Source organism: Xinfangfangia pollutisoli (assembly GCF_020179405.1).
Taxonomy (GTDB): domain Bacteria; phylum Pseudomonadota; class Alphaproteobacteria; order Rhodobacterales; family Rhodobacteraceae; genus Pseudogemmobacter; species Pseudogemmobacter pollutisoli.
Genome location: NZ_JAICBZ010000032.1, coordinates 25351 through 41230 on the forward strand (window position 1 = coordinate 25351; position 15880 = coordinate 41230).

Sequence of the window (15880 nt, forward strand, 5' to 3'; positions counted from 1 at the left end):
CATGATCCTTGTCGATACCAATGTGATTTCCGAGCTGATGCGAACCGAACCTTCCCCTCTCGTCCTTTCGTGGTTCGGCACCCAAGACCCTTCCGCCCTCTTCCTCTCTGCCATCACCGAAGCAGAACTGCGCACCGGTGTAAGCATCCTTCCCACGGGTCAGCGGCGTGAACGGCTGATGGCGGCGATTGACGCTGTGATCGACGAAGACTTTGCTGACCGGGTACTGCCTTTCGACAGTCAGGCCGCCAAGGCCTATGCGGGTATCGCCGCCGCGCGCCGTGCGGCGGGGCGGCCTATTGCGGATGCGGATTGTCAGATTGCGGCAATTGCGCATGGGCTGGGTGCCCAGATCGCGACGCGCAACGTAAAGGATTTCGAAGGGTGCGGTGTGACGGTGATCAATCCGTGGGATGCGCCTTAAGCCAGACTCTGAACAGCCAACCATTTCAGTGCCCTAGTCCCTGAACGTTTGAAGAAGGCCGCGAAGAATGCCCACCCTACGATGGTTGACCCGGGATGACGCTGTGCGCGCGGCGGAACGCGTGCCCTATCGCCTGCTGGAAGAGGTGCCCGACCTGGGCGCGGGGGACCGGGATGCGGGCAACATGCTGATCCAGGGGGACAACCTGCAGGCGCTGAAGGCCCTGCTGCCCTATTACGCAGGCGCGGTGAAATGCATCTACATCGACCCGCCCTACAACACCGGATCGGCATTTGAACATTACGACGACAATCTGGAGCATTCGCAATGGCTGGCCATGATGTGGCCCCGGCTGGAACTGCTACGGGAGCTGCTGGCCGAGGATGGCTCGATCTGGGTCAACATTGACGACCGCGAAGGGCACTACCTGAAGGTCATGATGGATGAGGTATTCGGGAGAGGGAACTTCGTCGCTAACTTCGTTTGGGAAAAAGACAAGGGCGGCCGAGGGGACGCAGACGTTTCACTAAGCCACGACCATATCCTCTTGTTCGCAAAAAGTCGCAAACTATGGAGTGCAACGCGGAACCTTATTGAGCGAACCGCTGTGCAGGCGGGGCGGTTTCGCAACCCAGACAACGATCCACGTGGCCCGTGGCGCCAAGGGGACGACGGGACGGCAAAGAGCGGAACCGAAAAGCAACGGTTCCCTATTACCTTACCCTCCGGCCGTGTCGTTACTCCAAAGCAGGGTCGATACTGGGCGTTTTCTGAGGAGACCTTTGCTCTCGCGCGGGCCGAAGGCAGGACTTACTTTGGGAAAGATGGCAATCGCCTACCGATCATCAAGCGCTATCAGGAAATCGTCCGAGAAGGTGTTGCTCCTAGGACTTGGTTGGCGGGCGATGAGGTGGGCACGAACCAGTCAGCCAAACGCGATCACCTTAACAAGCTCCTTTCTGGAATTCAGCCATTTGACACACCCAAGCCGGAACCACTTATTGGCAGGATAATTCATATCTCTTCTAACCCCGGCGACCTTGTGCTCGATAGCTTCCTCGGCTCGGGCACTACGGCGGCGGTCGCGCAGAAAATGGGGCGGCGCTATATCGGGATCGAGATGGGGGATCATGCCGTAACCCATTGCGTACCGCGTCTGCAAAAGGTGATCGACGGCGAACAGGGCGGTATCTCCAAGGCGCAGAACTGGCAGGGCGGTGGGGGTTTCCGCTTCTATCGCCTTGGGCCGCCGGTCTTTGACGAAGATGGCCAGATCAGCCCCGATATCCGCTTTTCCACCCTGGCCGCCCATGTCTGGTTTGCGGAAACCGGCACGCCCTGGACCGCGCCACCCATGCCGCAGCCGTTCCTGGGGGCACATGATGGGCGGGGATATGCGCTGCTTTACAACGGCATTCTGGGGGACAAGTCGGTGTCGGGCGGGAACGTGTTGACACGCTCCACTCTAGCCCGCATCCGCGAGGGGATGGCTGGCTTTGCAGGCTCGCTGACGGTTTACGGCGAGCGCACCGCCCTGTCCGAGGCCAGTTTGCGGACCGAGGGCATCACCTTCAAGCAGACCCCCTATGACGTGAGGGCGCGCAAATGATGCTGAAGAAATATCAGGACGCGTCGCTTGCCACGTTGCGGCGGTTTTTCGAAGAGGCGCGGATTACCGGGCCGAAGGCGGCTTATGAGACGCTGACCGCCGAGCCGGAGCTTGCCGCCCGCCTGCGCGGCTATGCGGCGGGGTATAGGCCGATCAAGGCTTTGCCGGATGTGCCCTATGTCTGTTTGCGACTGCCGACGGGGGGTGGCAAGACGATCCTCGCGGCCCACGCGATCACGGTGGCCAAGGATGCCTGGGTGGAAAAGGACTTTCCGCTGGTCCTGTGGTTGGTGCCGACGAACACGATCCGGGCGCAGACGGCCGAGGCCTTGAAGAACCCCCGCCACCCCTATCGCCGCGTGCTGGACGAGGCGTTTGACGGCCGCGTGCGGGTGTTCGACATCGGCGATTTCACGGCGCTGACGCCGCAGGACCTGCGATCAAACCTGTGCGTGGTGGTGGGCACGATCCAGACCCTGCGGGTGACGAACACCGATGGCCGCAAGGTCTATGCCCATAACGAGATGCTGGAGCCGCATTTCTCGACCGTCTCGCCCAATGCGCCGGGGTTGCAGCGCAATGACGACGGCCCGATGAAGGGCGACATCCGGTTCAGTTTCGCCAACCTGTGCCACCTGCACCGCCCGCTGGTCATCATGGACGAGGCGCACAAGGCCGGATCGGATCTGAGCCAGGAGGTCTATGAGCGGATCAACCCGACCGCGCTGATCGAGTTCACGGCGACGCCCCGGGGGTTCAACAACATCCTTCATTCGGTTTCCGCGCAGGAGCTGAAGGACGAAGAGATGATCAAGATGCCCGTGATGCTGGACGAGGCGGATACCTGGCAGGGGGCCGTGAACTCGGCTATTCTGAAGCGGGCCGAATTGCAGGAATACGCGGACCGCGACCGCGAGGGGTATATCCGCCCGATCGTGCTGTTTCAGGCGCAGAAGAAGGGCGAGGAGGTGACGGTCGAGGTGCTGAAGGCGCACCTGATCGAGAGCGAGGGCATCGACCCACGCAAGATCGCCGTGGCGACGGGGTCGCAGCGGGACCTGGACGGGATCAATCTGTTCGATCCGGCCTGCGAGATTGAATATGTCATCACCATCGAGGCGCTGAAGGAAGGCTGGGACTGTTCCTTTGCCTATGTGTTCTGTTCGGTGGCGAATATCCGGTCTTCGACAGATGCCGAGCAGCTTCTGGGCCGGGTGCTGCGGATGCCCTATGCGACGCGGCGCAAGGAACCGGCGCTGAACAAGTCCTATGCGCGGTTGGTGTCGAAACGTTTCGCGGAGGCAGCGAACACGCTGCGCGACAAGCTGGTCGAGATGGGGTTCGAAGAGGCCGAGGCCGAGGCGAACATCGAGGCCGAGCGGCCGGGGCTGGGGGATGGCCTCTTCGGGCGGCAGGAGCGCCCGCGCCCGACCCTGACAGTCGAGATCGAGGCGACGGCCGAAGAGGCCAAGGGCATCGCCCGCGCCGCGCCGGGCAAGATCAGTGTGACGCCCGATGCCTCTGGTCGCGCGACGCTGCAGCTGACCGGGTTCCTGAAGCCGCGCGAGAAAGAGGCCCTGTTCGCGCAGGCGCCGGAGCGGTTCCACGGTGCCTTCCGCGACAAGATCGCCGAGTATGAGGCAAAGCATGCGCATGAGATCGCGCCCGCCCATCGCGGCGAGGTCTTCGTGATCCCCCGTCTGATGGCGCATGTGCAGGGGGAGCTGGTCTTTGGCGATACCGATGTCTTCATGGAGTATCACGACTGGCGGCTGGCCGATCATCCGGCCCGCCTGAGCCCGGCCGAGTTCAGCATCGTCGAGACGACGAACACGTTCGAGATCGATCTGGACGGCAACCGCCTACTGATCTCGGCCGGGGATACGTCCGAGCAAATGCTTCTGGATGTGGACGTGGATGGCTGGACGCCGGGTGGCCTGGTGCAATGGCTGGACCGCAAGGTACGCGATCCGTGGATTTCGCAGGCCGAACTGCTGGCATGGTCGGGCGATGTGGTGACCCATCTGATGCGGGATCGGGGGATCGCGCTTTCGCAACTGATGCGGTGCAAGTTCATCTTGGCGCGCAAGCTGGCCGAGAAGATCCGGGGCTTTCGGCAAAAGGAGCGGGATAAGGTCTATCAGCTGAACCTGTTCGGCCCAGCCGCGAGGGTAGAGGTGTCGTTTGAACAGGGCTTCCGCTTCTTCGACGACATGTATGCCGATGTTCCGAAGCACCGGGGAACAAAGTTCAAGTTCAAGAAACACTTCATGGGGCCAGACGAGGTGCCGGCCTTCGACGGCAAAGACGGTGGCGAAGAAGAGCAATGCGCGTTGGTGCTCGATGGCCTGCCCGGCCTGAAGTACTGGACGCGCAACGTGATGAAGCACCGCAACTCCTTCTCGCTGCCGACATCGACCGACCGGTTCTTTCCCGACTTCGTCGCCGTGCTGGAGGACGGGCGGCTGCTTGTTGTCGAGTACAAGGGCAAGGACCGTTCTCCCGAAGAAAGCCGAGACAGCGCTGAGAAAGAGCGGATCGGCCAAGCTTGGGCAAGTGCGTCAACCGGTAAGGCGGTGTTCCTGATAGCGACTATGGAGCACGGTGATCCAGGGGAGATTAGGCGGGAAATTCTGCAAGCTTGCGAAAGGTAAAGGCGGCAGTCGGTTGCTCGCCGCAGGGTCAACCGACTGCCGATTTGGGTCCGACAGCGGACTTGCGGCTCCTAACACCCCGGCAATGAGCGTGGACTTCGCAAGTGACCAACCTGATCCCCCCAAAGGTAGCACGTTTGCGAAATTCAGAATGGCTCCACTAGAGTTAGATGCAGGGTGTACCATGGATGCGGCCGGGATAGAGCGCGGAAGAGTATCAGCGGCATTTTGTCGGACAGCAACTCGCACCGGCTTGCGCTGCACAGATCGGCTGTTCTACTGTTTTTATGGGTTGAGGCGGGAGTAGGAGTTGCGGGTCACACATATTCCTTGCGGGGCTTTCGCCAATGAAAGCGAAAAGCGTGCATTAAGAGCTGTGCAGGCCGCGCTCGCGAAAATAGATGGGACGGGGACGGCCTATGTCCTCACAAACCTGACGCACCCTAATCCGCGCGGGCAAGCTGACGAGATTGACATGGTCGTGCTTGGTCCCGGCGGCGGCGTCGTGGTGGAGGTCAAACACTGGGACGGGGCAGCCCTGCGCGGCGCTGACAGTCATGCAGAGCTGCTAACATCCAAGGCAAAGCGCGTCGCTGGCCGCCTTAAGGCAATGGATCCGACGCTCGGTTTCATCCCTGGTGCGTTTTTGTTCACGCGCGAGGCTGGGTCGCTGCGCCGCGGGGGGAAGCAGGCAGAGCGGCTTGGGGTGCGCGCCTACGCGGTGAAGGACATCGATGACTTAGTAAGGGACGTGGCGTTCGGCAGCGGCACGTCGGCGGAGCGTCTGGCCCGCGGTCTGGCGCCACGCCAATCGGACGTCGTAAGCGCTTTGCCGCGCCGCCTGGCGCGCTTTGACGAGCTGAAGCCGCTTTCTCCGCCTGATGAGCGCTTCGCGCGCGTATTCTCCGCACGTGATCCAGCGAGCGGCGACCGGGTCGTCCTTCACACCTACGACCTTTCTGCGGCTCCTGCGCTAGAGCAATCCGAAGCAACTTTGCGCCATGCTAGGCGTGAGTTTGATGTGGTACAACGCTTCCAGAAGTCACCGCACCTGCCAAGTCTGGTCGATAGCTGGCAGCCCCTACCAAACTACGATGGGGAAGTTTTTTTCTTCACCCTCGCCGATAGCTCTGCCGTCTCTGTAGGGATGCTCGCAAAGGATGTCGGCTGGAGTAGCGCGGACCGCCTCGCTTTTTCTGTCAGGGCACTTAAAGCGCTTGCCGACCTTCAGAGGCTGGACAACCCTGCGGGTGAGGTGCTGGTGCATCGCAGCCTCGATCCTCTTAATGTCCGCGTGCGCGGCGATGGAACGCCGCTCTTTGCAGGCTGGGGATGGGCGCGCCTGCCGCTTGCGTTGACCATCGGGCTGGGAACTGCACTCATCGACAGCCCATACGCGGCCCCTGAAGTGCGGCATGGCGGCATGGCGGCTGCAACTCCGGCCTCTGATGTTTGGAGCTTATGCAAGGTACTGTCGGAGGCCTTGGACGAAACAGACGTGGCCGATGAGATACGCGCAGCCTTGGTCCGTGGTTTAGAAGCCGACCCTGCCATGCGGCCCGCAGCCGACACGATCGCAGATGAAATACAAGTGTGGATGGCGCTTTCGGTGGAACCCAAGTCGGCGCAGGTTCCGCCGTCGCGGTGGGACGAAGGCCACGAATTCGATTGGCGCGGCAAACGTTACCGCGTCGTTGCGGCGTTGGGACAAGGCGGCGTTGGTCGAACGTTCAAGCTCGAAGAACTCGACACATCGAGTTCCGATCCGGTCGGCACCTTCGTTGGCAAGACGGCCTTCAACCCTGAGCTTGGCCGACAGGCGCTTCTGGCGTACAAGAAAGTTCGTTCGCTTGCGCCCCACGAGGGGTTATCGGACGTCCTCGAAACCAGTACGGAGTGGCAAGCGGACGAGTTGATGGCGCTCTTGCGCTGGACACGAGGCGAGCCGCTGGATGCTTGGCGAGGCGAACTTGACTTTTTGGCCGAGCTCTTTGGCGAGAGCGATGCGGCGACGCTTGCATTACGCTGGTTTGAAGACCTTTGCGCGGCGCTCGCATCGCTTCATGCTCAAGGCTGGGTGCATGGCGATGTGAGCCCTGGTAACATCTTAGTGGATGATGGCCGCGTGTGCCTGATCGACTATGATCTGACCGGCCAGGTTGGCGCTCCGGCCGCTTCGCCCGGAACGGTGGTCTATGCTTCGCCAGAGCGTCGCAACGGTGGCCCGCTGCGACCGTCTGACGACGTGTTCTCTCTTGCTGCCAGCTTATTCTATGCACTCACCGGACGTTCACCGCTGAGTGTTGGAGAGTCCAGCTTACCCTGGTCCACCGACGAGCGGGAGCGCTGGCCTTCATTAGTGGTGCTTCTCGATACCGCCGTCCATCCCGATCCGAAGCGTCGCTTCGTCGACGCCCGGGATGCCCTGTCGCGGATTGCCGAGACGACTGATCTTTCCTCCGGAGCATCGGTATCGAGGCCCCTGCCAGCTGTTGAACTGGAACCGTTACGTCCAAACGTAGTGCCCCGCGTTAAGGATATCCTTTGTGCGTACCCCGGCTCGCGCTTCGGAAACGCGGAAACGCGCGGCCTCGACTCTGAGTTCGCCCTTGACACCTATGTCGAGACCGGTCTCGATGAGACCCTGCAGGAAGCGGTGCGAGAGGGCGAAGTTTCGCTCGTCATTCTTTGCGGAAACGCCGGCGACGGTAAAACAGCATTCCTCCAGCACTTGGCGGGCAAGCTCGGATTGGGTGAGGTGCCTTCTCGAGAACGTGTCTGGGATGGGCGACTCGCTGGGCGTGAGGTAAAGATCAACCTTGACGGAGCCGCAAGCTGGAACGGCCGCTCTGCCGACGAGCTGCTCGACGAGCTGTTCGCGCCGTTTCATGATGGCGCCCCGGCGGACGGCCGCGCGCATTTGGTTGCTGTCAACGACGGTCGGCTGCTTGAGTGGATCGACCACAGTGATGCTGCCCGTGACGGACGGTCCAGCCCCTTAACAGAGCAACTGACCGCCGCGCTAGACGGCAACGGTACGGCCCTCGATCCCCACGTCCGCCTAATCGTGCTAAACGAGCGCTCGCTGGTGGGCGGCTTGGATCAAAGGGCGGGGCGTGTTCAAGCCGAGTTCGTAGACAAGCTGATTGGTCGACTGATCGGAGCTGAGCGCGCGCAAGAAATCTGGCTGCCGTGCGAGACGTGCACCGCAAAGGAGCGCTGCCCGATGCGGCGCTCCGCGCTTCTCATGGGCGCGAGCCGCGATCCGCACATTCTGGATGAGGGTCGACTCCTGCGCCAGCGGCTCACGGCGGCGCTGCAGGCCGTACACCAGCGCAACGAGGTCCACATTACCGCGCGCGAGTTGAAGGCAGCGCTGAGCTATATCCTGTTCGGCCTTTACTCCTGCGAGGATTTGCATTCCGACCCTAGTCTTTCTCTCCACCACCCTGCTGACCACGCTTTCGACGCAGAATCTCCCTTGCGCCAGGGAGAGCTCTTGCGTGAACTGGCGCGGCTAGACCCAGGTCTCGAGGCTCACGCCAAAGTTGATCGCTACCTGCGTGGCCGTGGAGCGCCTGACCCTGCGCATGGAGCCCGCCGTTTCCGTGACTCCCATCACAACCCTGCGCAATTGCGCATGGCGCGCCGCCGCGCCTACTTCGGCTGGACGGACGGGCAGATTGAGGCGGTGGGTGGCGACAGAAACGCGCTCACCCTTAAGGATGGACGCCATTTCACCACCTTCCGCGAGTTCCCACTCCTGCCTGAAACCGAGCAGACTCGGATCAAGGCAAAGCTATGCGAGGGCCTGTCGCGGCTGGAAACACTGCCCGACGCTGCGTTCCGCGCCTCGGACACGGTTCCTGTCCGCATCGTGCCGCGCACGCCGACCGAAACGGCGTTTTGGGTAAGTAAGCCGTTGGAGCGGTTCACGCTGGAGCCCGAGCGCGTTGCTGCGCCCGAAGGGCTCGAAACGCTGCACCGCTTTCTTCGGCTGAGCTATAGCCCGGCCGTCGGCCCCACCGAGCGGCTAGACGTCTCCCTCGAACTCTTCGCGCTCCTCATCGACCTTGCCGATGGCGTGCAGATCATGGACGCATTCTCCGACGACGTCTTCGCCAACCTCGGCGTGTTCACGCAGCGCCTCGCGCAGGAAGACGAGCGCGCCCTCCGCGCCTGGAATCCGGCAGAGGAAGACACGGTGTTCGCGATTGGCATCGAGCAACGCAGCGCGGGCCAGACCATCGTGATGACTAGGCAGGAGGCATAGTGGCAAGCGACGCTCGTAAAGTAGTAGAAAGCGTGCTCGGCGGACACATGACTTCGCAGGTTTGGACGAGCACCTATACGCCGGTCTTTCCCTTCACTCCGCAAGGATTTTCTGTTGGCGCGCTATTGCCGATGGTGCTCTATCTGTTTCGTTGGGGCCATCGTCGCGGCCGGGGCAAGTTTGCTTCCGCCTTCGCATCGCCGCAGGGCGCGCCAACCATCCGCAGTGTAGCCGACCGCTTGGCACAGGAGCCATTGCTGTCCGGTTTCGAGGACGAGACCACGCGATCAATCCTTGGAGATGTGTTGCTTACTTCCGCTCTTGAAAACCAGCGGCGTCGGGACGGTCACAGCGAGCAGGTGCAAAGGTGTTTCCCTAACCACTATTTCGCTTCTTGGATCGATCTTCCACGGGATACAGGGAATCTGCGCGGCGTTCCTGAAATGATCGCCGCGTTGATAAATGACCAAATTGACGGCGATACTGTTGAGTCATTCGGCGATCGCGGTCGACATAGGGTCGGATCCCGAATTCAGGATAACGAACTACTGAAAGCCTTCGCGCCAGGTGTGACAACGGTCGGCGAGTTTAAGAACAGTTCGACGTCCGATCAGTTCGATGAGGCCGTTCTATTGGGGATCGACCAGCTTGTGATGGTGCGCTTGGCGCAAATCTGCGGCGAGGCCCCTGCTAAGGCAGTTGGCAAGGGTCAACCTGGAACGATCCCTAATCAGCGATCAATTGCGACTATAGCGGCGGGTCGGTTCCGGGAAGATTTGCTCGTCTTCTTTGACTGCTACGGGCGCAACAATGTAACGCCGCGCGCCTCGCTCTTGGCGATGATGGAGTCGTGCTTTGCTGTGGGTCTGAGCGCGATAATGCTTTCCACCGCGGCGATCATGTCCCGCTGGGGCGAGGATGGCGAGATTGATGGAGACGCAGCACTCGCGATTTTCTGCGATTGCTCTAATGGAACAGACGCGGGCTTGCGCGATATTTCGGAGCAGTCCGGCAACCTCGTACGACAGACATTCACCCGATTGCCAACAATCCTCATGCAAGCCCGCCTACTGGATTTCTGGGTCCGGCATAAGTCTGATGCGAAAGATGGCGGGTTGCCACCTCGCACTCCTGACGCATCGGATTGGCTACGGCTCTTGGGTGAATTCGTCAGTGGCGTTCACGAGGAGGCACGCGACGCAGACAAAGCATTCCGCAGCTATGTTTCTGAACTTCGTGCCGCCAGCGTTGAGGAGGCAGACCTAGCCGAGTTCAGTGAGATGGTTGCGCCCTCGGTAGAGAAGGGGCAAGGGGGACGGTTCCTTGCCGAAGTGCTTAGCAAGGCTGCCCAGAAGGAGGTCGGGGGCGATAAGCTATATGGGGCGCTTACTTCAGCTTTGATGACAGACGAAATCAATGGGTTGGCTCGCCGCCGCAAAATCGTCTTGAGCGGCAAGCGGGCTAAGGGCCAGCGGCGTACAGTGGACGCCCTCTCCTTCGTTCTCACAAACACAGTTCTCGAATATCTCGTCCATCGGCACCTTCGCCAAAACGGCAAGGGCCGTAAGCCCAAGCCGCTCTCTTTTCCGCAGTTCCTGGACATCCTTCGCGAGCGTTACGGTTTCTACGTTGACCGCTCGCCGCCAAACATGACCGTGCCAAATGAGGCGCTTGCACGCAACCGGCGAATGCTGGAACGGCGACTTCGCGACCTCGGCTTGCTCGTCGGCGTCAATGACGCGGAGCGAATGAAGAAGCTCAAAGCGCGTTTTGGTAGTGCGTTCGACGTCAAGGAAGAGGCTGAAGAGGCATGATCGGGCCGGAGCACCAGAAGCATTTTTCCGCTGCCCTCGCTGAGCTGTTGGGTGAGCCCATTGAGGGTGCTGTTGCCTTTCTGCGCTGCCTGCCATCTGAGCAGGTCGAAGCGCTGGCCGACGCGGAGCACTTCGCCGTTCCGGGCTGGACGGTCAACGCCGTGGTGGACATGTCTGGCCATCGCCGGGTCACGGCGGACCAAGCGGTGGAGCGGCGCGAGGACAAGGCTGATGCTATGGTGTTCCTTATCGACACGATACGTGCGGGCGCCGGCCTTGACGGCATCTACAGTGCCGCCCGCGAGATCGGTGAAGTCGAGCTGTTTAGGGCGGCGCAGCGCCATGCGCGTAGAGCACTGTGGGGTAGGCTGCCGACAATAGACGCAGCCATGAAGCGCGCCGAGCGGCTGGGCCGACGGCGCAAACTCACGCCGTGGCAGGAATTCGACTTTGCAGTCGCCGCGGCGACTGAGGGCGAGCGCCGCGCGCTCGCGCGAATTGGCATGTGGCCCGTCGAGGGCGAGGGCGCTCCGACCACCGCTGAGCTTGATCTCTCCACCGCGATGGCTGATCGACTGCTCTTTCCACAGGATTCTGGCACCGTGAGTGAGCGGATCCGTGCGCTGATGCTGGACAACTCGCCAGAAGAGGTGGCGACCCTCGAGCGCTTCCTGCGTTCGCTCGCCGGCCGCAGGCCCGAAGAAGTCGCAGCGGCCGTGGTTGATCGTGCCGAACTCTGGCTTGGGCCGCTTAAGCCACGCTTCTCCGGCGAAGGGTTGCTCAAGATTGAGTTGGCGTCTTGGCGTAAGCCGAGCGGAGGCATGCATTCCTGGTCCGGCCTCAAGCTGCCCAGCGAGGAGGCGCTCAAGCCGGTGTTGCTCTTGGATCGCCAGGCCCCTGCCAAGGATCAGGCGAAACTCACAGTGCGTTGGACCACCGAGCCTTCGTCCCTTGCCGGTAGCGGCGTTGAATACCGGGTCAGTTTGCTAGCGGGCGATGAAGAGTTGGCAGAGCAAACGGTCGTGCACCGCGACAAGCCGCAGCAACAGGCAATGTTCTCGCTCGATGATTTTGATGAGATGCTGGGCACTGAGAAGTTCGAGACTCTGGTTCAGATTGCTCCCGTGGCCACCGAGGGCGTCGAGGCTGTCCGTACCGAGGAGTTCGTGCTGGAATTTGGCGTGACTACCGACGCCGAGACGGCTGCCGGCTCCGGCCAAATCGTTCGTACGCTTGTGGAAGGCGCGTTGGCGCTCAAGGAGCGAACGGCTTTCGACAAGGCTGTTCTAGAGGCAGACCGAGGGAGCGAGGACAAAAAGGGCTTCATCATCTGGAAGGGTGAAGGCGGCGCCCGCGCAGTACGCGTGGCACGACCGATCCTGATCCGCAAGGTCGAGGAAGATTGGATGGCGCGGGGCGGCGCACCCGGCCGATGGGTGCAGAGTGTACGCGCAGACGGCACGCCAGCGGGCTCGATCGAGTTCGTCGCTCTGGATCAGGGCAGTTGCGGCGTCGAGGTGTGGAGGCGTGTCTGCGAGGTGTCGCGGCGGCTTGCCGAAGACCTCGGCCGACTCGGCCTTCTTGGGCGCGTTAAGGGCTCGGGGTGGCGCCGCGCCGACGAGTACGTAAACGGCTGGTTGGCCGCATTGGAAGGTGGAGACCCCGACCTAGCGCTTCACGGCACGGTGGAGGTGCGTTCGCTCGGTGGCCGCACACTCGGCCTGCTTGTCACGCCGCTTCATCCACTTCGCTTCGCTTGGAGCGCGCTCTATGATAACTTAGCGGCCTATGCTCGCTACGAGGACGGCTTGGAGCCCGCGCGCCTGCAGAAGGCGCTGAAGGCCATCGATTCGTCACAGTTTCCCTTCGCTCTTCCTGGCATTGACGGCGGTCCGCCCTTCTTGTTCGGGGACCTGCTCGGCTTCCACGCCGTTGCCATGACGCTCGACGGCGAACCTGAACCGAAGGGCGCGGTGGCCGTGCTAGGTGCTTGTCTTGGCGGCGGTGCGCGCGAGGTGGCGCCTTCGATCGGCACCGAGAGCGCGGCCGTGCTCGCGCGCGAGGTGCGCCATTTCCTGCGCTGTCATGAAGGCGCAACAGGTGATCGGCCCGACCTTGTCAATATTCAGGCTTGGCGCCCCGGAGACGGCATGACCGTCGCACGCGCCTTGGGCCAAGTCTTGAGCGCGGAAAGTGGCGAGGAGGACGAAGAGCGCGGGGCGGGCTCGCAGCTCTGCTTCACGCTGGATCTATACCACCCCGGCACGTCGAGCGGGTCGGGACGGTTTCTGTCGATGCTTGGGCAGCGGCGGCGCTTGGGTGGCGGCGTGGAGGTCGGCGACCGCTGGATGGTCGAGACCGCCGCGCGTTCGGGCGGCGTTCTTGTCCCGCGCCTGCGTTGGGCTAAGCGGCCAGAGCCCACGTCAAACGACAAGGACAGCTGGACCGGTGTACGTGCAACTCATCTTGGCATGATCTTCGACGTGTTCGAAGCCCGGCTGGAAACGCGGCCCACCGCCGAACTCGGCAAAGCGCGTCCTTTGCACGCATATGGCTTGGCGAAAGTACTGGAGCGTCGCGCAAACTTCTCAGGTGAGCCGGAATGGATGGTCTGGTCGCCGCCCGAGCTCTCCGGTGAACGGGCGCCGGACGGCCAAACTCTTAGCGACCGACTGCGCAAGATGGATGTCGCAGTGTCAAGGCTTACAGCGCGGGCTCTCGGGGGCGGGGCTGAAAGCTGGCCAGTGCTCGTCACTCGCCTATCTCCCGACGGCCAGAACCGGATAGACCTCCTGCACGAGCGCTCCGACTGGGTGATCACGGTCGATCGGAACGCTGGCATTGAATACTTTGATGCGCCGCGCAGCCGGAGCGAGGCTTACGAGCGCTTCGTCATTGACGCGGTACCTGAGCGGGCTGACATGGGTTCGCTACAACTGGTCACTTCTACCACCAATCTCGACGCTGTCCGCGACCTCGTTGACGACGCGCTAAACGCAATGGGTCTGAGCGGCAGTGCGCGCAACAGCCGCTTCCTGATCGGCCATCTTAAGGGCTTGAGTGGGCGTCTGGCGATCCGCCTGGCCAATGCGCAGGGCCGAACTGGCGAGTTGATCGCGCTCGCGCTTGTTCAAGCCAACTGCGCAGGAGCCAGCGGCCTTGACGGTCCATGGCTCGACCTCGCCCAAGGATTCCTTGTGCCGGTGGACGAGATCGCCGACTTCGCGCCTATCGCTGATCGTGCAGCCGACGGTGAGGGTACCAACCATCGTGCCGATTTCATCCACGTCTTCGTACCTCCCAAGGGGCCGCTCGAGTTCCGCTTCGTGGAGGTCAAGCATCGCCTACACCTTCGCTCTGCTCGCGACGCCGGACTCTTGGAGCAGATGCTCAGGCAGACTAGCGAACTCAGGCGGCGATGGACCGACTGGTTCTTCGGCCCCAAACTTGCTCGACTTGAGCGCGTGACGCGCCGCTCGCAACTTGCGCGGCTCCTGCGCTTCTACGCCGACCGCGCCGCGCGCCACCGCTTGAGCGAAAAGGCCCACGCGCGTCTGCTCGCTGAGATCGATGCGCTCGTCGTCAAGGATGTCTATGCACTCGGAGACGTCGAACGCCCCGACATCGGTTACGTTTTCTGCCCCGAGCATCGCTTGGGCACGGTCGAGCCGATATACGCACCCGGAGGCGAGGATGCCCGGTTTTACCTTTTCGGGCCCGGATTGCTGCCCGACGGTGACGTGCCGCATGTCTCGTCAAACCGTGCGCCCGCGACAGGAGTGTCAAGCCTTCCCGATGCGGATCGTTCGCAACAGCCCAGGCCGGTTCCACCACTCCAGTCTACAACCCTTGAGACGGGTGATGAGTCCCCGGGCAACGCGCCTAACGAACCGCCAGCGGCGGAGGCCGTCGATGTCATGCTCGGCGTTACTCCGGGGGGTGAGCCGGTGGAGTGGCGTGTTTCGATCAATTCGAATCCGCATCTAATGATGGTTGGCCTACCTGGCATGGGAAAAACCACCGCGCTCATCAACATCTGCCGCCAGCTCGCTGAGGCTGGCGTCGCGCCGATAGTCTTCTCGTTCCATGACGACATTGACGAGAAGCTCACCCAGGTGCTCGGCCCCCTGCACACAACAGACTTCGCGGGCCTCGGCTTCAATCCGCTGCGGGTGGATGGGGCTGGGCCAACTGCCTACGTCGACGTGGCGGGCACGCTGCGAGACATCTTCGCCTCGATCTTTCCCGACCTCGGCGACATCCAGCTCGAGGAGATGCGCCAAGCCATCAAACAAAGCTACGACGACAAGGGCTGGGCAATAGCACGGGACGGTGGCGAGCGGCCCGGCCCTCCTGCTTTCCGCGCCTTCTTCGACATCCTCAGATCCAAGCAGAAGCCTAACGCAAACCTTTTGGCCAGGTTGCAGGAACTCGCCGACTACGGCTTCTTCGACGCGGCGGGCGATCGCGCTAGTCTGCTGGCAGAACCCCGCCCCACACTGGTGCGCGTCCACACCACCACCAACAACATCCTGCAGAACGCCTTCAGCTCCTTTGTCCTTTACAGCCTATACAAGGATATGTTCCGTCGCGGTGTGCAGAGCCGTCTGACCCATGCGATCATCTTCGACGAAGCGCATCGGGCCGCAAAGCTGAAGCTCATCCCGCAGTTTGCAAAAGAATGCCGCAAGTACGGCGTGGCACTGGCGCTCGCCTCACAAGGCGCCAAGGACTTCAGTCCGACGCTGTACGAGGCGGTGGGCAGCTACCTGGCGCTGCGCGTTACGGATGCCGACGCCAGAGCGCTCGCGCGCAACGCCGCCTCAACTGCAGATCAAACCCGCATCACCGACCGCATGAAGGGCCTGGAACCCTACACGGCTATGTTCTTTAGCATGGCGGCAGGCCGTCCAAACTTTGTACGTCTGTCCGGCTAGCTGGGGTTCTTAAACGAGTTCGGAAACGTTCCCAACGGCCTCTCCGGCTTATGGGAGGCACAGAGCCATTCTTGCCGCCGACAGATCAAGTGGGTAATCCTCCCCATGGTTAAGGGGCTGCATAAGTAGAATTTTCTCGTAGCGTGAGCTGAGGAGATTCGAATGAGAA

Annotated in this window: 6 protein-coding genes; all 6 read left to right on the forward strand. The window is 61.9% G+C overall.

Annotated features, from left to right (window positions below; genetic code table 11):
* Position 1 precedes the first annotated feature (1 nt).
* The 6 genes from K1Y73_RS11275 to K1Y73_RS11300 all read left to right on the forward strand — a co-directional run bounded on the left by K1Y73_RS11275 (position 2) and on the right by K1Y73_RS11300 (position 15711).
* Positions 2 to 424 (forward strand): type II toxin-antitoxin system VapC family toxin, encoded by a 423-nt coding sequence (locus K1Y73_RS11275; protein ID WP_225028395.1) that lies wholly within the window; start codon positions 2 to 4, stop codon positions 422 to 424.
* A gap of 103 nt (positions 425 to 527) precedes the next feature.
* The gene (locus K1Y73_RS11280; protein ID WP_225028396.1) at positions 528 to 2033 is read left to right on the forward strand and encodes a site-specific DNA-methyltransferase; all 1506 of its coding nucleotides are present in this window, start codon (positions 528 to 530) and stop codon (positions 2031 to 2033) included.
* A complete protein-coding gene (locus K1Y73_RS11285; protein WP_225028397.1) occupies positions 2030 to 4687 on the forward strand; it encodes a DEAD/DEAH box helicase in 2658 nt (885 codons plus the stop codon). The genes K1Y73_RS11280 and K1Y73_RS11285 overlap by 4 nt, the downstream gene beginning before the upstream one ends.
* 376 nt (positions 4688 to 5063) lie before the next feature.
* Complete coding sequence (locus tag K1Y73_RS11290; protein ID WP_225028401.1) at positions 5064 to 8960, forward strand: protein kinase domain-containing protein; 3897 nt, start codon at positions 5064 to 5066, stop codon at positions 8958 to 8960.
* Positions 8960 to 10774, forward strand: a complete 1815-nt coding sequence (locus K1Y73_RS11295) for a hypothetical protein (RefSeq protein ID WP_225028398.1) — start codon at positions 8960 to 8962, stop codon at positions 10772 to 10774. The genes K1Y73_RS11290 and K1Y73_RS11295 overlap by 1 nt, the downstream gene beginning before the upstream one ends.
* Entirely contained in the window at positions 10771 to 15711 is a 4941-nt protein-coding gene (locus tag K1Y73_RS11300; RefSeq protein ID WP_225028399.1) for an ATP-binding protein, read from the forward strand. The genes K1Y73_RS11295 and K1Y73_RS11300 overlap by 4 nt, the downstream gene beginning before the upstream one ends.
* Positions 15712 to 15880 lie beyond the last annotated feature (169 nt).

What these genes read in the sequence shown, in the direction of transcription:
- K1Y73_RS11300 (WP_225028399.1), top strand. Translation starts at nt 10,771, where the DNA reads ATGATCGGGCCGGAGCACCAGAAGCATTTTTCCGCTGCCCTCGCTGAG.
- K1Y73_RS11285 (WP_225028397.1), top strand. Translation starts at nt 2,030, where the DNA reads ATGATGCTGAAGAAATATCAGGACGCGTCGCTTGCCACGTTGCGGCGG.
- K1Y73_RS11275 (WP_225028395.1), top strand. Translation starts at nt 2, where the DNA reads ATGATCCTTGTCGATACCAATGTGATTTCCGAGCTGATGCGAACCGAA.